The following is an 18,749-nucleotide window of genomic DNA, read 5'->3' as shown; positions in this document are numbered from 1 at the left end:
TACGCCACAGCCACCCATGCCTGCGGACTTGATTTCTTTCTTGCTGGATCAGCCTACAATCTTATTGCGTCAGACCGATCATTGGTCCGGAGCGCATGAACGGCAACGACGACCAGAACCGGATCGAGGCAATTGAGTCGCAAGATTCCAGCAAGACAACGCGTGCCGCAAAGCGCCGCCGCAAGAGTCGTGGCATGCCGCCCCCCGCGACGTTCGATATCGATACACTGCCAGGCAGCTCTAATCTGACGGTATTGGAGACGGCAGCTGTCATTCGGCGCACACCCGGGGCATTGGAGCAGTGGCGGCGCGATCCGAACCACCCGCTGAAATGGCGCTACGTCGACGGCCGCCCGCTCTATCGGGTTGATGCGGTGCGCGACTATTTGGCCAGAGGCGATAAGGCCACTAATCCGTCCCAGCCGCATAGTGCTCGCGGAGACGGCCGAGCAGTTCTGCCTTGATCGGGTCAAGCGGATTCGTCCGCTGTAAGCGCACGACCTTGCCGACTCTGATCGCGCCGACCAATTCCGCGATGTAATCATGAGCCGCTTCGAATGCCATTTTTCGGATGATCCACTGTTCGTCGTGATTGTAGACCTGATCGATGCCGCCTGGCTTTTGTCCCACGCAAAGCCGCTGGATTTCGTTGTCGTAACCGCAACGTGACATGATGGTACGCAGACTGCGCCTTAAGTCATGCATGGTGAACCTGGCGACACCCGCTTCTTTAACCAAACGGTCGACCATCTTGGTGAAGCCCGACATCTGGCCGCCGGTCTTTGGCGAGGGGAAGACATAGTCGGACGTCGCGCGCTGGAAATGCCTCGCGCCCGCGAGCACCTCATCAACAAGGTGAGTGCGGGGCACATCGTGGTGCAAACCCATCTTGGTCCAGGCCGCATCGAAGGTGATGCGGTCATCCATGATGTGCTTTTTCCACTCGATCATAGTTGGCTCGCTCCGGCGCGGGCCGCCGAGTAGGCACATCCTCGTCAGGAGCCCAAAGGTACCGAGCTTACCGGACGCATGCCAAACCTTGACGATTTCTTCATCGGTGAGTGCACGGCCCTTCGTTCGGCGTCCCACCCTCTGCGCGCGGGTTTCCTTGGGCTCGCGATAGCCTGCGAGCACATTGTGGTCGACATAGCCCTCGCTGACGCACCATTCGAGGAACGTGTGGGTGTGCTTACGCAGGTCCTTGGCCGCGCCACGCTTACCGGTCTTAGTAACCTTCTCGACCGCTGCCATGATTTGCCGCCGAGTAAGGTCCCCCACACCGCTCTCAGTGTGCTCTTTGAGCCCGCGCCGCAACGCCGACAAGGCTGGCTTCCAGTTGACGACCTGCCGTCCGGTTAACGACGTCTGGTAGGGACCATCTTCGACAATGAGGTCCGCCAGCGTGGTACGCTGCTTTTCGGCCGCCTGTTGCCGCCTCGCCTCGCGTTTCGCGTCATTAGGGTCCGTGCCCATGAACACCTCGCCAGCGGCAATAGTGGCGGCCTTCCGCGCAACCTTCTCATTATACTTCGGCCATGGGCCGAGCGTCTTGCGCTGGGTGCCCCTCACTCCCGGCTTGGTGAAGAGGTAAACCCAGGTCCGGCCGCCGGTAGCGCGCATGCGCAGCGCGAGGCCGGGCAGCTTATCGTCGTGGAGATAATGCTGCGCCTTGCCGGGTGGCATGGTGGCGCTGCGGATCACCGCGTCGGTCAGTGTCAGTTGGTTGCTCGGCTCCGGCATGATCCCTATGCTCCTCGTCACGGTGTGCCCCCGCGGCGCCCGGATCGTTCAAGTGGCGGGAAAGCAGGATTGAGATTTCTTTGCTTTTCCGCCCTGGGGCACACGAGCATGGAAGCACGGCGTCTTCGAGAACAAACGAGGCATAGACCCTTCCACGAATTGTGTGCCCCACGGGAAAATCTGTGGTGGGCACAACAGGGGCACACAAAATGCAGTATGGTCGCTTATGGCTAACTGAGGTCAAACCAACCACAAGCCACTGTAATAAAATGAATTATTCAGACAAAACTGTGGCCGCGCGTGGCCGGTTTGGGTCTACGGATTGCGGTTCACACGGGAGAGGTCCAAGGTTCGATCCCTTGTGCGTCCACCATTCCCCTTCCTGAATCCCCAGTTGCGGACGATTATCGACATTCTGGCGCCCTTCGGGACCGCCTGATCAAAAATGTCGAAACAACCCCATGCAAAGCAGCCGGCGCGCCTGCGCCGCGGCCGGCATTCCGGCTCACTGCCGGCGGCGGTGCGGGGCGGGTGACGGCTTGGCGGTGCGTCGGCCGAGTTCGCCGAGCAGACCGCGCACGGCGCCGTCGAGCTCGTCAGATGGCGGGGTGGCTTGATCGGCGGGTTGCGCGCCGGTCGGCCGATACCAGCCGCGGGCGGACATGTCGTCATTTGCGGCCCGAAGCTTCGGCGCATGCCGCCGCGGAGGCGACCGGCGCCGGCGGCGCGAGATCAGCTCGCGGACGCCGTATCCGGCTACGAACCCGATCGCGGTGACGACAACGACAATCAGAAATTCCAGCATTGTGCTGTCCCACCATCACCTGCCGCGATGCAATAAGCGCGACAATGCGGCAGGGGCTTGACCGGGCTGGTTCCTTTTCACTGTATCGAGCAGACCCTCCCCCCACGGAGTCCTACGGGGTTTTGTTTGCAGGCCTCCTCGGCTACCTTCCCGGAACTCGCGGAGGCCGGGACGTCTCGATGCGCAAGGGCAACGACTACATTCTGAAGCTGCGGCCTTGGTCCTTGTCGACATTCGTCGTCGCCCTGCTGGCCGTGGTGCTCGCCACCGCGACCCAGGAGATGTTCGCAAGCTTCGGCATGCAATTCTATTTTGCGGGCTTCGTGCCGGCGATCCTGATCGCCGGCCTGATGGGCGGCGCGCCGGCCGGCGCCTTCGCCACGATCATCACGGTTCCGATCGTCTGGTGGGTGTTCATGCCGCCCTATTTCGAGTTCGGCTGGCCGACCGCCGCCGACTATGACAGCATGGCGATGTTCCTGCTGTCGAGCGCGCTCCTCGTGTGCTTCTCGCAGCTCTACCGGGAAGCGCTGGCCATTCTGCGAAAGTAAGCGCCCGCACAGGCCGCAGTTCCCCGCCCGCGGCGGCAAGCCGGTCGTCCGCAGCGATTGTTCGCCCTCAGATCCCGAACATCCAGACCGCGACGATGGTGGCGAGCGTCGCCACGCCGCTCACCGTCCAGCCCACCGCGTAGAATGTGTTCTCCGGGGTGGTGTCGAGCACCGTATTGGTGGTTTCCGTCATTGACCGCCAACGCATGGCGTCTCTCCTCGGAACTCCTGCCCAGCGACATAACGCGGTACCCGGTTCCAGGTTCCGCCCGAGCCGCAACGGCCGCGCTGTTCACGCCGAGCTCACGGACTGCTGATCGGCCTCGCGGAACCTGCGACATTCTGTCCCGTTGAGGGGCGCCGGAAACCAACTTGGGAGAACCATCCGATGCGAACACTGATCCTCGCCGCAACCGCCCTCGCCTTCGTCTCGTCCGCCGCGCTTGCGCAGGACAAGGCAGGCGGCACCACCGCCCCCGCCGCCCAAAGCGGTGACGCGGCGGCCAAGGGCGAGGCGACCAAGATGGCGCCGAAGAAGAAAACGAAGAAGGCTGCAAAGAAATCGAAAGCCAAGTCCGGCGGCGCCGCCACCACCGGCGACGATGCGACCAAGCAATAATCAGAAACAATCGCGCTCCGCGATCGCGGAAGAGACGAAACGGAAAAGGCCGCCCGAAGGCGGCCTTTTTGTTGTCTCGGTGCGGATGCTGCCTCGGCCTGTCACGTCGTGATCAACTGCGCCGATCGTGCGAGGCCTCGAATCCAGTGTCAGCAACGGCTGGACCGGTGATGGCCGGACCAGCGAATTGAGGTGCGGGAGAGGGAGCGAAAGAGGCGCAGAGCCGATAATCCGCACCGCCATCGGATCGTTCTGAAAATTGACCACCAGCTCCAGGAATTGCTCCACCTCCCGCACCTTTTGTTCTGCCGTGCGTGCAGCGGCGACGCATGATCCAAACGGGCTATCACGGCGATGCGTGGAAAGAATCATCGATAGGCTTAATGCTGAGCGCCGCTGTCGTGCCCTGCCGCGAGCCCGCACTCTTGCACGCGCTCGGCGAACCAGCGCGAGGTCGCGCTGTCGATCGCGCCCCCGGTATAGACCTCGGAAAAGCTCACGCCGCTCTGTCCGACGATCACCAGCACGCCCATCGCATAGGCAAACCACACGTTCGGGTCGGTCAGCGCGGCGAGCTTGCGCTGATCGTGCTCGAGCGGCTGGTGATTGCTGTCCTTGCGCAGCTCGATGGCCAAGAGATTGTTCGGGATGTCGCGCTGATGCACGACGATATCGGGATAGATCGACTTGCCGAGATGGTCATCGGTCGAGCTGCCCGAGCCGCGCGGCAGCCGCAGCGTGCGCTCGCCGAGCCGGTCGTAGTTGCAGTCGACCTGCCAGCCGGAGAACTGCCGCTCGACATAGACCGCAAGCCGGTGAGTAAGCGTTCGCTCGCCGAGATCGCGCTCCAGCAGGAACGTCTCCTGCGCATAAAACTCCTGCACGGCGGCGATCACCTTGTTCAGCTCGGTCTGCATTGGCGCCTCCGACTGGACAAAAGCGCGATGAGCTTCATCGCGCGTTAGCTTCTTGTTTGAGCATGATCTCTTCGGAAAACCGCTCCGCACTTTTCCGGATCATGCTCGGGGCCGCCGCCGCGGCCCTTTCAAATCGCACCCTAGTTAAGCATGACCTACGCGCAAACGCTTCGCGCTTGTCGTGGGGAAAACCGGTTCCCACTTTGCGCTAGCGCGGCAGTCCCGGTCCGGATCATGCTGCTACATCTGCACTTCGATCAGCCGCGGGCCCGGTTCGGCTACGGCATTCGCCAGCGCGTTGTTGAACTCATCCGCTGATGTGACCGCGACCGCCGGCACGCCCATGCCCTTTGCGAGCGCGACGAAATCGAGCGTCGGCCGATCGATCTTCAGCATGTCCTGCGCCCGCTTGCCCGGCTCGCCGGCGCCGACGCCGTCGAACTCGCCGCGCAGGATCTGGTAGATGCGGTTGGCGAACACGATGGTCACGACGTTGAGCCCTTCGCGCGCCTGCGTCCATAGCGACTGGATCGTGTACATCGCGCTGCCGTCACCGACCATGCAGATCACCTTGCGGTCCGGGCAGGCGACCGCGGCGCCGGTCGCCACCGGCGTCGAGAAGCCGATCGAGCCGCCCATGTTCTGCAACCAGTCATGTGGTGCAGCCCCCGCGGTCGGCGGAAAGAAACCGCGACCGGTGGTGACGGATTCATCGACCATGATGGCATTGTCGGGGATCGCACAGGCGATCGCCTGCGCGATCGTTGCGTGGTTGAGCGCGCCGGTTGGCTTGACCAGTTCCGGATGCTGCTGCGACTTGACGTCCTGCGCCGTCGCATGCAGCGCATTGGCCAGCGCCTCGAGGGCCGCGACCGAATTCTCGCCCCAGGCGGTCATGCGATGCACCTCGCAGCCTTCCGCCTTCAGCATGCTCGGCTTGTTCGGATAGGCGAAGAACGCGACGGGATCGTTGGCCTCGACCAGCACGATGTGACGGAAATTCTTCAGGATCGGCAGCGCCTGCTCGATCACATAGGGGATGCGGTTGACCGAGAAGCGGCCGCGGCCGCGCGCCATCCGCGGATGATAGGTCTGGCCCATCACGGTGCAGCCGGTCTTGCCGGCGATGCGTTCGGCGAGCGCCAGCCCGTGCTCGCTTAGTGCGCTGCCGGTGACCAGCAGCAGCGTGTGCGCGGCATCGCCGTGCAGGATCTTCGCCGCGGTGTCGACGGCCTGCGGCGAGTAGCTCGGGCGCTGGGTGTCGACAGGCACCTCGGCGATGCCGTCGGCCTCGTTCCAGGCAGTGTCGGCTGGCAGGATCAGGGTTGCGATCTGGGGCGGCGCGCTCTTCGCCGCGGCGATCGCCGCCGCGCCATCGGCCGCGACCGACTTGGCATCCGGCGAGGTCCGCACCCAGGACGACATCGGCCGCGCCAGGCCCTCGATGTCTGATGTCAGCGGCGCGTTGTAGCCGATGTGGTAGGTGGCGTGCTGGCCGACGATGTTGACGATGCCGGAATGCGCCTTCTTGGCGTTGTGCAGATTGGCAAGGCCGTTGGCGAGGCCGGGCCCGAGATGCAGCAAGGTCGAGGCCGGTGTTCCCTTCATGCGGAAATAGCCGTCGGCAGCACCCGTCACCACGCCTTCGAACAGGCCGAGCACGCAGCGCATGCCCGGGACCTTGTCCAGCGCCGCGACGAAATGCATCTCCGAGGTGCCCGGATTGGTAAAACAGACATCCACGCCGCCCGCGACCAATGTCCGTACCAGGCTTTCCGCACCGTTCATGCTCTCGCTCCCGTTTCGAGATGTTCTTGAGATCGCTCCAGATCAACCATTCTTCATCCGCTTCGTCAAAGGCTTGGCTGGACAATGCAGCTATCGCCTGCGGTCTGTTGCCTTTTTAAACCGTGTTGCCGGAAAGTGCCTAAAGTCACCGCTTCGTCGCTTGCGAAACGCCGGCAATTGTGGACTCTCTGGGCGCATATTTGATTGTTCGCGAGGACGACGACCATGCGCCCGTTTGCCTTGATGTTTGCCGCGCTCACGATCCTGGCAGGTGCCGGCCAGGCCCAGGCCCAGTTCTTCGACTCCCGGGGCTACCAATCCGAAGCCCCAAGTTTCTTTGGCGGTGGCGGCGCAAGCCCAATCCCGCGCACCACCGTCGACTACCCGACCAACTATGCCCCCGGCACCATCGTGGTGAACACGGCCGAGCGCCGGCTCTATCTGGTGCAAGGCAACGGCCAGGCGCTGCGCTACGGCATCGGCGTCGGCCGCGACGGCTTCCGCTGGAGCGGGGTCCATCGCATCAGTGCGAAGAAGGAATGGCCGTCCTGGACGCCGCCCTCGGACATGCTGCGCCGCCGCCCCGATCTGCCGCGCCACATGGCCGGCGGCATCGAGAACCCGCTCGGTGCACGTGCGATGTATCTCGGCTCGACGCTGTACCGCATTCACGGCTCCAACGAGCCGGAGACGATCGGCCAGGCGGTCTCGTCGGGCTGCTTCCGCATGACCAATGAGGACGTCAAGGACCTCTATGATCGCGTCTCGGTCGGCGCCACCGTAGTGGTGAAGAACTGATCGCAACGATTTCAACGGAACCAGGCGCCGCCATCCGGCAAGTTCGCCGATCCCGCCTTGCGCTGCCGCACACCTTGCGGCAGCGTTGTCATGATGTCCCAGCACCGCCCTTCGATCCTGCTCCTGCTCGTCGCAACGTTTGCCGCTTGCCTCGCTGATGCCGCCATGCCTGCCGCCGCCGAGGTGCCGGCCATCGTCGCGCGCCAGCGCACCGAGAAGAAGATCTTCACCGACGCCGAGATCGTCGAGGGTTTCCTGAAGACCGCGTTCGGCGCCGAATATCATCTCGCCGGACGGGTCGACCGCATCCGCAAATACGATAGCCCAGTGCGCGTGTTTGCCGACGGCAACCGCGCCGACCGCAAGGCCCAGCTCGCCAAGGTGGTCGCCGACATCCGCAGCAAGGTGCAGCATCTCGACATCGCGATGGCCGACAACCACGACGCGGCCAATGTCGTGGTCAAGCTGGTGCGCGACCGCGAGCTCTACCGCACGATCGCAACCTATTACGGCCAGGAGCGTGCCAAGGAAATCCGCTCCTCGCTCGACCCGCAATGCCTGTCCGGCTTCCGCAAGAACGAGAGCTACGAGATCGAGCACTCCGACGTCATCCTCACCGTCGATAATGGCGATTTCGTCTTCCTCGACTGCGCCTATGAGGAATTGCTGCAATCGCTCGGCCCGATCAACGACACTGCGACGGTGCCGTGGACCATGTTCAACGACAGCGTCTCGATGGGCTTCTTCGACGTCTACGACCAATATCTGCTCAATCTGCTCTACGACCCCCGCATCAAGCCCGGCATGAACGTGCAGGAGGTCAAGGCCGCGCTGCCCGCGGTGCTCACCGACGTCCGTGCCTGGGTGGCGAAGGTGAACCATCTGGAGTGAGGGTGGCGGGACGGCGATCGCGCGCATACGCGCGGCAGACACCGCTGTCGTCCCTGCGAAAGCAGGGACCCATACTCCGCGGCGGCTGTAATTGGAGGGACTCGTCGTACCAGCATCGTTCAACGATAGCCATTCGTGGTTATGGGTCCCTGCTTTCGCGGGGACGACGATGCGGATGGTTCTCGATTCAAGACGTCAATATACGGTGTCATCACCCGCGAAAGCGGGTGATCCAGTATTCCGGCGGCAGCCGTTATTGAACCGATGGGCCGCGGGGTACTGGATCGCCCGGTCGAGCCGGGCGATGACGGCGGGGGCCGCGCCATGGGGAATCCACCTCCCCCCGCTTGACCTGGCCCCTGCGGCCGCCTCCATAGAGGCGCGGTCAGACGACACGAGGTGATTCGATGAATGCTCCTGCTGCCCGTTTCCTCAGCCCGTCCGAAGCTGCAAGGCAGCTCGGCATCTCGGCGAAAGCGCTGCGCCTCTACGAGGAGCGCGGCCTGATCACACCCGGCCGCACGCCGGCCGGATGGCGCGCCTATGGTCCGGCCGAGATGGCGCGCTGCGCCGAGATCGTCGCGCTGCGCGCGCTCGGCCTCGGTGTCGGTGAAGTGGCGCGGATCCTCGGCGGCGACGCCGCCATCCTCGGCCGCGTGCTGGCTGCGCACGAGGCCACGCTCGAAGCACGTTTCCGCCGGTGCGGCGACAGCATCGCCAGGGTGCGCCGGCTGCGCACCGATCTCGGCTGCGGCAAAATGCCCGCGACGCACGAGCTGATCGGCGCAGTCAGGACGCGGCCGACGATCGGCGTCGCATTCGATCTGCCATGGCCGTGGGGCGGCGAGCGCTTCGAGCTGCGCGATATCAAATTGCTGAACTACATCGTCGGCCCGCTCGGCAGCGGCAAGACGCGCCTCGCGCAGCGGCTCGCCGAAGCGCTGCCCGACGCGACCTTCGTGGGACTGAACCGTGCGGCCGACGGCGGCGCGGCCGTTCGTGCGCGCCTCGATGCCGACCCGGCCCACAAGGCGAGGGTCGAGGCGAGCCTTGCCGTGCTGCTGGCCGATGGCGCCGTGAACTCTCCCGCGCTGATCACCCTGCTCGCTGTTCTCGAGGCCGACGACGGCGCGATCCCAGTGATCGACATGCTCGAACAAGGGCTCGATGCGGTCAGCCAGGAGGCCGTAATCGCGCATTTGCGCCGTCGTGGACCGGAGGCGCGGCCGCTGTTCTTCCTCACCCGCTCCAACGCGATCCTCGACCTCGACGCCGTCGGCGACGATGAGGCGATCATCCTGTGTCCCGCCAATCACAGCCTGCCGATCTGCGTCAGGCCTATTCCCGGCGCGGTGGGCTATGAAGCGGTTGCGACCTGCCTCGCCTCTCCGGAGGTGCGCGCGCGCACCGAAGGCATGGTGGCCTGGCTGCCATCCTGACTTCTCGTATTGGTTGTATTATCATTACAGGACAATGCACGACGCAAGGTCGGATGCACTTCGGAAAAGTGTGCTATAAGCACACGCGATGATCGAGCTTCCCCGTACCCAGGCCTTGCGTTGCTTTATCACGGTTGCCCGTGAGGGCACTGTATCGCGCGCTGCAGCGATGCTGAAACTGACCCAGCCGGCGGTCAGCCTGCAACTCAAGGCGCTGGAGGAAAGCACCGGACTGCAACTGTTCAACCGCACACCCAGCGGCTTCACGCTGACCGAGGCCGGCGCCGCGCTGCTGCCGCTGGCGCACCGGGCCGTGGCGGCGGCATCCGACTTCAAGGCGATGGCGGATTCGCTCAACGAGGCGCAGCGCGGCACGCTGCGCGTCGGCACCATCCTCGACCCCGAATTCACCCGGCTCGGACCGTTCGTGCGCAGCCTTGCGATGTCCTCGCAGCGCACCGAGGTCTTCCTGCGCCACGGCGTCAGCGACGACGTGCTGGCGCAGATCGGCCGGGGCGAACTCGACGTCGGCTATTATGTCGACGCGACGCCGCAGGACCAGCTGGTCCATCACAGCTTCGCCGAGCGGACGATCGCTGATGGCCGCTACCAGCTGGCGCCGCTGCTCAGCTACGACTACCGCGTGATCGCGCCGATCGGCTGGCGGGACCGCGTGATCGGCAAGGGCTGGGCGGAGCTAGCCGAGCTGCCCTGGCTCGCGACGCCGCCGCATTCCGGCCACCGCCGGATGCTCGACGACATCTTCCGCCCGCTCGGCGCCTTGCCGAAGCGCGTCGCTACACCGACCAGGAAGAGGCGATGATCACTTCGTCGAATCCGGTCTCTGTCTCAGCCTCGCGCGCGACAACGTGCTGGCGCCGCGGATGGCGCGCCCGCATCAGTTCGTGGTCGCCGACAAGGTGAAGCTGACCTGCGATCTCTCCTTCGTCAGCCTCGCCGCCCGCCGCCACGAGCCGGTGATCGCCCACGCCTTCGCAAGCGTACGCGCGGTGTGGAATATCAAGCCGGCAATCGCCGGCGCCGGACCGACGCGGACGCGCAAGGTCGCGAAGAACGTGTAGGCGGCAGCAAACGTTCAGACCTTGGTCTCGATACGGACCAAGCCACCGACGGCGGGTCGGTCAGGACTCGGAAGCGGATCTACCCCGCTCGATCACTTTGCCCGTGTCCAAGTCACTTCAACGACGTCGCCGCCCGGAGGTCGGACAGTCAGCGTCAGTTGATTTCCTGCAATCTCGACAAAACGCTTTTGATCCGAACCATTCCAGTTCGGAAAGGAACTGCCCTCGACATGAATCGAGATGCTGCTGTCGGTCTCGTTCGCCGAATATGTCCCGAAGTAGGTTATGGTGCCCTCGGCAGTTTCCTTGTTTTCTTCAGGAGTCCCCTGCCTGAGGGCATTGCTCGCGTACCTGGCGCGGTCGGACTTCATCACCGTGATGATGTACCGTCCATCCGCATCAAAGAAGGCGATGCCCTTCGGAGCTTTTCCGTAAAGCTCGAGCTTGGCGCCATCGGCCTTTTTCTGCTCCCAGGAGAGCAGGGTCCAGGTCCCCACCAGTTGCTCTTTCAAAGATTGCTTTTGGCCCAGCGCGTCGGATGCCATCGTGAGAACTCCAAGAGCTGCCATTGAGCATGCTGCAACGATCGCGCGTAGAGTCATTGGCATCTCCCATGCAAGGATTGGAGCCGGCCGCCAATTTCGTCCCCTCACCCGATATACGTCGCAATTCGACTTCTTCCAATCGGGAGAGAAGTGAGGCGCGCGGATGGCCGGGCGATTCGATCCGGATTCATCCAGTGCTAGGCAGCAAAGATCAGCGGCTGCGTCATGTCCGCCATCATGGGCACCAGCGACGGCGCCTCGCAATCCTGCAGGGACAGCTCGTCCATGAGCTCCCGCAGCCTCGGCGGCAGATCGGCGTAATCGCCACGCAACGCGTAGCGCAGCCTCTCGCCGATCTCTTCGCAGATGGCACGCGCATGCTCGGGCGCGATCGGATGAGTCTCACTCATGGACGTCGACCGCTTGCGGCGGCGGCGCGCCGTCAAACTGCACTTCCGCTACCACGGATCCCGCATACGCAGATGCGATCAAGACGAGGATCCGAACAATGTTGAACATGGTTCGTACTCCCTTTTCCGATCCCCTGCATAACAGGCGGACCTTGCCGCCCGATTAGGGAAACTGGTTCCCGCGGCCTTTAGGGGAGTGGTAAACGCGAGGTTGACGGCAGCTGGGGAAGCGCCGGTGCTGTCCGCCCGGCTGTCCCCAATCAGGGGGACAGACCGCTGCGGCGGAATCGATATGATGCGAGACTGGACACCGGCCGCTATCACCGGCCGCACATTAAAAAAACTTGCTGGGAGGATTTGCAATGAAGCTGGCCATGGCCGGACTCTGGGTACTCGCGGGCGTGACGCTGGTTGCACCGCACGCGCGGGCGGACATCAAGGTCGGCGTCGTGGTGTCGGGATCCGGACCGGGCTCGGCGCTCGGCCAGCCGCAGATGCGGACCATCGCCGCGCTGCCGAAGGAGATCGGCGGCGAGAAGGTCACCTATATCGCGCTCGACGACGAGTCAGATCCCACCAAGGGCACGCAGAATGCCCGCCGCCTCGTGATCCAGGACGGCGTCGACATCCTGATCGGCTCCTCGCTCACCCCGGTGACCATGCCGATGCTCGACGTCGCCTTCGAAGCCAAGACGCCGATCATCTCGCTCGCGGCGGCGACCGCGATCGTGCAGCCGATGGACGACCGCCGCCGCTGGGCGTTCAAGGTGGTGCCCAACGACGATTTGATGGCGGCGGCGATCCTGAAATACATCGCGAAATCCGGCATCAAGACGCTCGGCTATATCGGCGTCTCCGATGGCTATGGCGAAGGCTACTACAAGGAGGTGTCGCGGCTGGCGCCGACGCTCGGGATCACCGTCACGACGCATGAGGTCTATGCGCGTTCGGACACCAGCGCGATGGGCCAGGCGCTGAAGGTGATCGCTACCAATCCGGAGGCGGTGTTCATTGCGTCTGCGGGCACGCCGGCAGTGCTGCCGCAGGAGGCGCTGCGCAGCCGAGGCTATGCCGGCAAGATCTTCCAGACTCACGGCGTCGCCTCGGAAGAGTTCATCAAGCTCGGCGGCGCCAATGTCGAGGGCGCGATCTTCACCGGCGAGGCCTTCACCATCGCCGACGATCTGCCGGCCACCGATCCATTCCGCCAGGCGCGCGACGAGTTCGTGTCGTCCTACGAGAAGGTCAACGGGCAAAAGCCGAACATCTTCGGCGCGCATCTGTGGGATGCCGTGACGCTGTTCAAGCGGGCGGCGGCGAATGCGCTGAAGACCGCGAAGCCCGGCACGCCGGAATTCCGCGCCGCGCTGCGCGACGAACTCGAGCGCGGCAAGGACGTCTATTTGAACAACGGCCTCTCGACCATGAGCCCGACCGACCACAACGGCTATGACGAGCGCTCGGCGTTCCTGATCAAGGTCGAGGGCGGCAAGTTCCGGCTGGTGAAGTAGCGGCGCGCGGCCGGCTGGACAGCCGACCTCATCATCTCTTGCGCGCCACGATGTAGGGGCGGTGATCATCGCCCTTCGTCGCATGGTTCTCTGCAGCAACAATCTCGAACCCGCCGGCAGCCAGGACCTCCTGCAATCTCTCCGACGTGAACACGCCGGCATGGGGCGCCATTCCGATCGCGCGCATCGCCGGCAGCACGACCCGGACCAGCCGGTTCATCTCGCCAACGCAGGGCGTCTTGGAAATGAAGACGCCATCCGCCACCAGCAGCGCGTGAATCCGGCCGAGAGTGCCATGCAGGTCCCGGACCAGATGGAGGTAGTTGAACCCCAGGATGGCGTCGAACGGTCCGGCATCGACCGCAGCGCTATCGGCGGTCGCGACCCGGAACGCCAGACCCCGGATCGGCGTCGTTGCTTGCTTCTCATTGGCGATCGCGATCATCTCCGCCGAAATGTCCGTGGCGAGATAGCTCGCGACGTCGCCCGCGAGCCGGAGCGCCGTGGTGCCGGTGCCGCAACCGAGCTCCAGCACGCGATCGCTGGATTTCAACAGCGCGCGGGTGCGGTCCAGCGTGCGCTGATATTCCGCCGGCGCCGCGATCGGCCGCGCGGCATATTTGCGTGCAGCCCGGTCCCAGAAACGGGCGTCGCTTTCGATGGTCAAGACGGGAAAATCCTCCGGGCGCGTGCGGGCTCGGAGACCATGAGCAGTCTGCACCCGCCGAGGTCAATTCCGGCAAAATGTCGCGCCGACCCGGATCGAGCCGCGCTTCAGTCGCCGCCCCATCGCCAGCGCGGCGGCTCGCCCTTCCACCAGCACACCGCGGTGAGCAGCACGCCCAGCACGACCACATAGCCGATGAAGCGCGCCGGCGCCTGCGGGAGGTTCATCGCGCCGCCGACGGCGACCAGCACGACAAAGCCGGCGAGAACCGCCCAGCCCTGCCAGTTGTTCGGAGGTCCCCAGCCCCAGCCGTAGCGCTTGGCGGGAAACCAGTATTTGTCGTCACGCGGCATGGGATTGCTCCAGCGTCGAAATCCCCTCGCCTCACGTCTTGCCCGATGTGCAGATGCCCTTCAGCGCCTGCCATTCGGCGGCCGACAGCAGCGGCTTGCCGATCGTCAGAGTGTCGGCGTCCGCCCTGCCCATGCGTTCGAGGCGATCCTCGGTCAGCGGATGGCTGGAGACGAGCGAGAGGCCCTTGCCGCCTTCCTTGCCGGTGACGCGGAACATCAGTTCGCCCATCGGCTTTGCCGGGCGGCCGAGCTTGTGCATGGTCTCGATCGCATACGTATCGGCGTTGGTCTCGGCGTCGCGCGAATAGGACGACGTCACCAGCTGGCGCGAGGCGAAGATCAGCGCGCCGGAGCCGGTGATGTCGCCGAACAACAGCCCGATCATGAACGAGGTGCCGCCATTGTGGATCAGCTCGCGCATGCTGTCGCGGTGGCGGAGATGGCCGAGCTCGTGCGCCAGGACGCCGGCGATCTCGTCGGGGCTTTCCGCTTTCTCCAGCAGTCCGTCGAACAGATAGACCTTGCCGCCCGGCAGCGCGAAGGCGTTCGGCACCGCGGTCGCCAGCACGCCCGACTGCACCGAAGTGTCGAGACCTGCGGTGTCCCGCAGCTTGCCGATCAGCTTCTCGAAGGCCGCTTGTCCGGCCGCGTCGCTGCACGGCTTGCCGTCGAACACCGCCATGATCTGCGCTTCCGCAACGTCACCGAGGCGCCGCTCGAAGGAATCAGGCACCAGCGGCGTCAACCGCTCGGCGCCTGCGGCACACCGAACAGCACCACCAGCACGATCGACACCGCGGCCGCGAGCGACCAGCCGACGATGCCGGCAACGCCCCTGCGGTTCGGCAGATCCTGCTCGAGCCTGTCGCAGCGCGCGGCCATCTCGCCGATCAGCTGCGCGTCGCGAACCTCGAGCCGCGCCAGCGCCGGCGCGGTCAGGCAGCTCAGCCGCAGCAGGCCGGATGGGCTGTCGGCACGGCGGATGTCGGCGAATGCCCAGCGCGCGAGCAGCTCGCCGTCTTCCCTGATCTCCAGCGCATCGGCCAGCCTGAGCGCGACGGCGCGCCGGCGGCTCGATGCGCCGTCGAAGAACACCGCGCCCGGCACCGGCGACGCCGCGGAATTGGCCTGGTCGAGATCGGATTCCATGACGTTAGAATCCCGCGACGTCGAGGCCGTCGGCAAAACCTTCGCCGAGCGCATTGGCGAGATCGCCCCGCGCGGTGACGTTGGCGGCGGCGCCGATGTTGTGCACGATGGTCGTCGACAGCACCCGGACCCAGAGATCGCGCATCAGATAGACCCGCATCACGACGTTCATCGCGAGCGCAAGGGCGAGATAGCCGACGCCGAGCAGCACCATCAGCGGAATGCTCTTGGCGAACGCCTCGGTCTTGAAGAAGGTCTCGATCGAGGAACCGTCGATGCTGGCCGCCAGGAAGATGCAGAGCACGAGATAGACCGAGAACACGGTGCCGAGCAGCATGGCCCAGCCGATCACCTTCCAGTACAGCCCGATCAGCGCGCTGCGCCGCATGGTGGATTCCAGCCTGACCTCGCCGAACCGGATGCCCGACAGCCACCAGCGCCACTCGATCGCCTTGAACGCGGCATAGGCGAACGGGCCGAAGATCGTGACCATCGCGAACGGCATCAGGAGCCAGAGCCACCAGCCGCGCTTGAAGAAATCCCAGCCGCGGCCTTCGAACGAGCCCTGCAGATCGCCGTAATAGGAATGCCGCATCTTGTAGCGTTCGAGCGCGGCCTCGCGCCAGGGCAGCGCAAAGCCGAGCGTGATCACGACCAGGAAGCCCCATAGCGAGGCCTTCAGCGCATAGATCCAGCCCGAACCGCTCATCCAGAAGCGGACGCCGCGCCACACCGTGCGGGTCAGCCGGTAGCGCCGCGCGCGGTAGATCGCGAACTGGCCGAACAGGTAGAAGAAGGCGACCAGCGGAAACGAGGAGAAAGTCTGGCCGTGCTCGGCCTCGATGACCAGCAGGGCGTAGCCGAGATAGACCGGCACCAGGATCGCGAGCGCGACCAGAAAGCCGATCAGGAGCTCCTTGCCGCGGCCGGTATATTCCGCGCCATCGCCGTCGATCAGGGTGTTCGACCAGAGGTGACGGCGGATGTCGGTGGTGAGCCAGAACCGGTAGAAGCCGACCGTGACGAGCTCGAGCCCGGCGCCGCGCGCGACCAGGCGGAAGAACTCCTTCCGGCTCCCTGAAAACGCCACCGGCATCGGCGGCGGAACCGGTTGCGGCAGCGGCGGCGGTGGCCCCGGCGGGGTCCAGCTCATGTCGTTCACGGAACAGCTCCAGGACGGGACAATCTCTGCGCATCAAAAGCACAGGTTTGTCGCTGCGAGTGTGATCCAGGTTTCACACGCGGTCGAGAGCCGGGGGCGGTTTTTGGCCGGGTGCGGTTGGCTATGCCTTAACGGGCCGCCGGAAGCGGCACCATTTCTTGACGTGGCCGCCGGAGCCAAACGGGTGCCTTCCGGCCCCATCCGGGAGCGAGCTTCGAACCCGGGGAGCGCGTGACATGACTTACGGATGAGATGATGGCGGGATCAGCAACAGCGCCGCTGCACAACGAGGACACCGGAGCGATGAACAAGTGGGTATTGTCGGCATGCTTCCTGGCGCTCACGGCAGCCCCCGCCGCTGCGGTCGACGTGCGGCTGGAGTCCTATCGCAATCCAAAGAACGAGAACTTTCGCATCTTTAATCACATGTACCTGGACGGCGTCAGGGGCGGCCTGATGGCTTCCAATGCCTGGCTGAAACGGCATGGCGGCCAGATGCTGTTCTGCATGCCCGGCGACCTCGCGTTGAGCAGCGAGCAAGTCGAAGAGATCATGCTCAAGTCAGCCGACAAGCGATCCGCGAAAGGCGACATGGCGGTCGCGCTCCTGCTGCTTTGGGGGATGCAGGATACCTATCCCTGCGAAAAGACCGGCAACGAAAAGACCGACGGAGAAAAGGTCGGCGGCGAAAAGCCCGCCAGCCAATAGACGCCATCCCACCGATCGCACGACACCATCAGGCCAAATCAAACGGCGTTTCAAACGAACGTGGTCGCCGCCGGACTCCTCCGCCGCCGCGAAAGGCCCGGATTCGGCCGCTTTGGCCGGCTACCAATGCGGCCAAATGCGCGTTGAGGCCCCTTGCGTAAACCGCGGAATGAGAATGTAATTCGGTAAAACATGGCGCGCCGGCGATGCCCCGGCTGCTGCAACGGTTGAGGAGCCGCTCATGCACGGGACCATCGATCTCGTCGACACCGACCATCTGGACGCCGCCCGCGAACGCGCCAACACGCTTTCGCTGTCGGACTACGATCCCGGCCATCCCGAGCTGTTCAAGACCGATACCTTCTGGCCGTATTTCGACCGGCTGCGCCGCGAGGACCCGGTGCACTATTGCAAGGATTCGATGTTCGGGCCGTACTGGTCGATCACCCGCTACAACGACATCATGGACATCGAGACCAACCATTCGGTGTTCTCCTCGGCCGCCTCGCTCGGCGGCATCACCATCCGCGACGTGCCGCCGGATCTGCGCCGCGAGAGCTTCATCGCGATGGACCAGCCGCGTCACTCGGCGCAGCGCAAGACCGTGGCGCCGATGTTCACGCCGACGCATCTCGACGAGCTCGCCATCAACATCCGCAAGCGCTCGACCGAGTGCCTCGACAATTTGCCGCGCGGCGAGGTGTTCGACTGGGTCGACAAGGTCTCGATCGAGCTGACTACGCAGATGCTCGCGGTGCTGTTCGACTTCCCCTGGGAGGACCGCCGCAAGCTGACGCGCTGGTCCGACGTCGCGACCACCCTGCCCGGCGCCGGCGGCCTCGTCGCCACCGAAGACGAACGGCAAGCTGAATTGATGGAATGCGCCGGTTATTTCGCGCGGCTCTGGAAGGAGCGCAGCAACCAGCCGCCGAAGAGCGATCTGCTTTCGATGATGGCGCACAGCGACGCCACGCGGAACATGGACCCGAAGAACTTCCTCGGCAACCTGATCCTCTTGATCGTCGGCGGCAACGACACCACGCGCAACACGCTGTCCGGCAGCATCTATGCGCTCGCCAAGCATCCGGAGCAGTACCGCAAGCTCAAGGAGAACCCGGCGCTGATTGACAGTTTCGTGCCGGAGGTGATCCGCTGGCAGACGCCGCTCGCGCATATGCGGCGCACCGCGCTCGCCGACTTCGAATTCCGTGGCCGCCAGATCAAGAAGGGCGACAAGGTCGTGATGTGGTACGTCTCGGGCAACCGCGACGAGGAGGCGATCGAGAAGCCCTACGAGTTCCTGATCGATCGCGCCCGGCCGCGCACCCACATCTCGTTCGGCTTCGGCATCCACCGCTGCGTCGGCCTGCGTCTCGCCGAATTGCAGCTCAAGATCATCTGGGAGGAGATCCTCAAGCGCTTCGACACGATCGAGGTGGTCGAGGAGCCGCAGCGGGTGTATTCCAGCTTCATCAAGGGCTACGAGACGCTGCCCGTGCGCATTGCCGCCTGACGGAATGGAAATGAAGTGCGACCACGACGAGACTGTGCTCCCTCTCCCGCTTGCGGGGGAGGGTTGGGGCGGGGGTGCCACCACAGAAGCAGTCTCTGAGT

General features: G+C 64.5%; 22 protein-coding genes and 1 pseudogene. 11 read left to right on the top strand and 12 right to left on the bottom strand.

Translation table 11 applies throughout. From position 1 onward, the window contains the following. Positions 1-95 precede the first annotated feature (95 nt). Entirely contained in the window at positions 96-464 is a 369-nt protein-coding gene (locus ALC15_RS42660) for a hypothetical protein (RefSeq protein WP_094194385.1), read from the top strand. On the opposite strand, the gene ALC15_RS38485 is transcribed toward ALC15_RS42660, so the two are convergent. Both ALC15_RS38485 and ALC15_RS38480 read right to left on the bottom strand, forming a co-directional pair. Next, positions 409-1,740 carry a tyrosine-type recombinase/integrase gene (locus tag ALC15_RS38485; RefSeq protein WP_050631791.1) on the bottom strand — a complete coding sequence of 444 codons (1,332 nt, stop codon included), beginning with the start codon at positions 1,738-1,740 and terminating at the stop codon, positions 409-411. The two genes, ALC15_RS42660 and ALC15_RS38485, sit on opposite strands and share 56 nt — an antisense overlap. Before the next feature lie 505 nt (positions 1,741-2,245). Next, positions 2,246-2,545 carry a hypothetical protein gene (locus ALC15_RS38480; RefSeq protein WP_050631779.1) on the bottom strand — a complete coding sequence of 100 codons (300 nt, stop codon included), beginning with the start codon at positions 2,543-2,545 and terminating at the stop codon, positions 2,246-2,248. 179 nt (positions 2,546-2,724) lie between these two features. Here ALC15_RS38480 and ALC15_RS38475 point away from each other — a divergent pair, with 179 nt between their 5' ends. Beyond that, on the top strand, positions 2,725-3,096 hold the full coding sequence (locus tag ALC15_RS38475; protein WP_050631778.1) for a DUF4118 domain-containing protein: 372 nt from the start codon (positions 2,725-2,727) through the stop codon (positions 3,094-3,096). 67 nt (positions 3,097-3,163) lie between these two features. Here ALC15_RS38475 and ALC15_RS44385 read toward each other — a convergent pair whose 3' ends face one another. Then, complete coding sequence (locus ALC15_RS44385; RefSeq protein ID WP_157860982.1) at positions 3,164-3,304, bottom strand: hypothetical protein; 141 nt, start codon at positions 3,302-3,304, stop codon at positions 3,164-3,166. Positions 3,305-3,484: 180 nt separating this feature from the next. On the opposite strand from ALC15_RS44385, the gene ALC15_RS38470 reads away from it, so the two are divergent. Further along, the gene (locus ALC15_RS38470) at positions 3,485-3,715 is read left to right on the top strand and encodes a hypothetical protein (RefSeq protein ID WP_050631777.1); all 231 of its coding nucleotides are present in this window, start codon (positions 3,485-3,487) and stop codon (positions 3,713-3,715) included. Here ALC15_RS38470 and ALC15_RS38465 read toward each other — a convergent pair whose 3' ends face one another. The 3 genes from ALC15_RS38465 to ALC15_RS38455 all read right to left on the bottom strand — a co-directional run bounded on the left by ALC15_RS38465 (position 3,716) and on the right by ALC15_RS38455 (position 6,420). Further along, entirely contained in the window at positions 3,716-4,087 is a 372-nt protein-coding gene (locus tag ALC15_RS38465; protein ID WP_128089715.1) for a hypothetical protein, read from the bottom strand. Positions 4,088-4,095: 8 nt separating this feature from the next. Further along, positions 4,096-4,632, bottom strand: a complete 537-nt coding sequence (locus tag ALC15_RS38460) for a hypothetical protein (protein WP_050631775.1) — start codon at positions 4,630-4,632, stop codon at positions 4,096-4,098. 240 nt (positions 4,633-4,872) lie between these two features. Further along, the gene (locus ALC15_RS38455) at positions 4,873-6,420 is read right to left on the bottom strand and encodes an acetolactate synthase large subunit (RefSeq protein WP_050631774.1); all 1,548 of its coding nucleotides are present in this window, start codon (positions 6,418-6,420) and stop codon (positions 4,873-4,875) included. Positions 6,421-6,645: 225 nt separating this feature from the next. Here ALC15_RS38455 and ALC15_RS38450 point away from each other — a divergent pair, with 225 nt between their 5' ends. The 5 genes from ALC15_RS38450 (at position 6,646) to ALC15_RS45295 (ending at position 10,630) form a co-directional block, all read left to right on the top strand. Next, positions 6,646-7,218, top strand: coding sequence for a L,D-transpeptidase (locus ALC15_RS38450; protein ID WP_021079788.1), 573 nt, complete (start codon positions 6,646-6,648; stop codon positions 7,216-7,218). Positions 7,219-7,311: 93 nt separating this feature from the next. Next, positions 7,312-8,109 carry a DUF2927 domain-containing protein gene (locus ALC15_RS38445; protein ID WP_050631790.1) on the top strand — a complete coding sequence of 266 codons (798 nt, stop codon included), beginning with the start codon at positions 7,312-7,314 and terminating at the stop codon, positions 8,107-8,109. A gap of 407 nt (positions 8,110-8,516) precedes the next feature. Then, positions 8,517-9,548, top strand: a complete 1,032-nt coding sequence (locus ALC15_RS38440) for a MerR family transcriptional regulator (RefSeq protein WP_050631773.1) — start codon at positions 8,517-8,519, stop codon at positions 9,546-9,548. Between the two features lie 88 nt (positions 9,549-9,636). After that, positions 9,637-10,371 carry a LysR family transcriptional regulator gene (locus ALC15_RS38435; protein ID WP_210168623.1) on the top strand — a complete coding sequence of 245 codons (735 nt, stop codon included), beginning with the start codon at positions 9,637-9,639 and terminating at the stop codon, positions 10,369-10,371. A 61-nt stretch (positions 10,372-10,432) separates the two neighbouring features. After that, positions 10,433-10,630: a hypothetical protein gene (locus ALC15_RS45295; RefSeq protein ID WP_200914742.1), complete on the top strand. Its 198-nt coding sequence runs from the start codon at positions 10,433-10,435 to the stop codon at positions 10,628-10,630. Positions 10,631-10,722: 92 nt separating this feature from the next. Here ALC15_RS45295 and ALC15_RS38430 read toward each other — a convergent pair whose 3' ends face one another. Both ALC15_RS38430 and ALC15_RS38425 read right to left on the bottom strand, forming a co-directional pair. Further along, positions 10,723-11,175, bottom strand: coding sequence for a lipocalin-like domain-containing protein (locus ALC15_RS38430; RefSeq protein ID WP_157860981.1), 453 nt, complete (start codon positions 11,173-11,175; stop codon positions 10,723-10,725). A 197-nt stretch (positions 11,176-11,372) separates the two neighbouring features. Further along, positions 11,373-11,585 (bottom strand): hypothetical protein, encoded by a 213-nt coding sequence (locus ALC15_RS38425; protein WP_050631771.1) that lies wholly within the window; start codon positions 11,583-11,585, stop codon positions 11,373-11,375. Positions 11,586-11,947: 362 nt separating this feature from the next. On the opposite strand from ALC15_RS38425, the gene ALC15_RS38420 reads away from it, so the two are divergent. Beyond that, positions 11,948-13,096 (top strand): ABC transporter substrate-binding protein, encoded by a 1,149-nt coding sequence (locus ALC15_RS38420; protein WP_050631770.1) that lies wholly within the window; start codon positions 11,948-11,950, stop codon positions 13,094-13,096. Positions 13,097-13,127: 31 nt separating this feature from the next. Here ALC15_RS38420 and ALC15_RS38415 read toward each other — a convergent pair whose 3' ends face one another. From ALC15_RS38415 to ALC15_RS38400, 4 genes and pseudogenes are all read right to left on the bottom strand, one after another. Further along, entirely contained in the window at positions 13,128-13,763 is a 636-nt protein-coding gene (locus tag ALC15_RS38415) for a class I SAM-dependent methyltransferase (protein ID WP_050631769.1), read from the bottom strand. Positions 13,764-13,870: 107 nt separating this feature from the next. Continuing rightward, entirely contained in the window at positions 13,871-14,116 is a 246-nt protein-coding gene (locus tag ALC15_RS38410) for a hypothetical protein (RefSeq protein WP_050631768.1), read from the bottom strand. 31 nt (positions 14,117-14,147) lie between these two features. Continuing rightward, positions 14,148-15,265, bottom strand: a pseudogene (locus ALC15_RS38405) (M48 family metallopeptidase). Positions 15,266-15,269: 4 nt separating this feature from the next. Further along, a complete protein-coding gene (locus ALC15_RS38400; RefSeq protein WP_094194384.1) occupies positions 15,270-16,418 on the bottom strand; it encodes a DUF898 family protein in 1,149 nt (382 codons plus the stop codon). A gap of 264 nt (positions 16,419-16,682) precedes the next feature. Here ALC15_RS38400 and ALC15_RS38395 point away from each other — a divergent pair, with 264 nt between their 5' ends. Together ALC15_RS38395 and ALC15_RS38390 are read left to right on the top strand one after the other, a co-directional pair. Further along, complete coding sequence (locus ALC15_RS38395) at positions 16,683-17,135, top strand: hypothetical protein (protein WP_244486450.1); 453 nt, start codon at positions 16,683-16,685, stop codon at positions 17,133-17,135. Positions 17,136-17,376: 241 nt separating this feature from the next. Further along, positions 17,377-18,648 carry a cytochrome P450 gene (locus ALC15_RS38390; protein ID WP_050631766.1) on the top strand — a complete coding sequence of 424 codons (1,272 nt, stop codon included), beginning with the start codon at positions 17,377-17,379 and terminating at the stop codon, positions 18,646-18,648. Positions 18,649-18,749: the final 101 nt, after the last annotated feature.

Origin of the sequence: Bradyrhizobium viridifuturi, assembly GCF_001238275.1 — a bacterium.
GTDB lineage: Bacteria > Pseudomonadota > Alphaproteobacteria > Rhizobiales > Xanthobacteraceae > Bradyrhizobium > Bradyrhizobium viridifuturi.
Note: the sequence above shows the minus strand (reverse complement) of the source record. Positions and strands in the feature narration are given on the sequence as shown.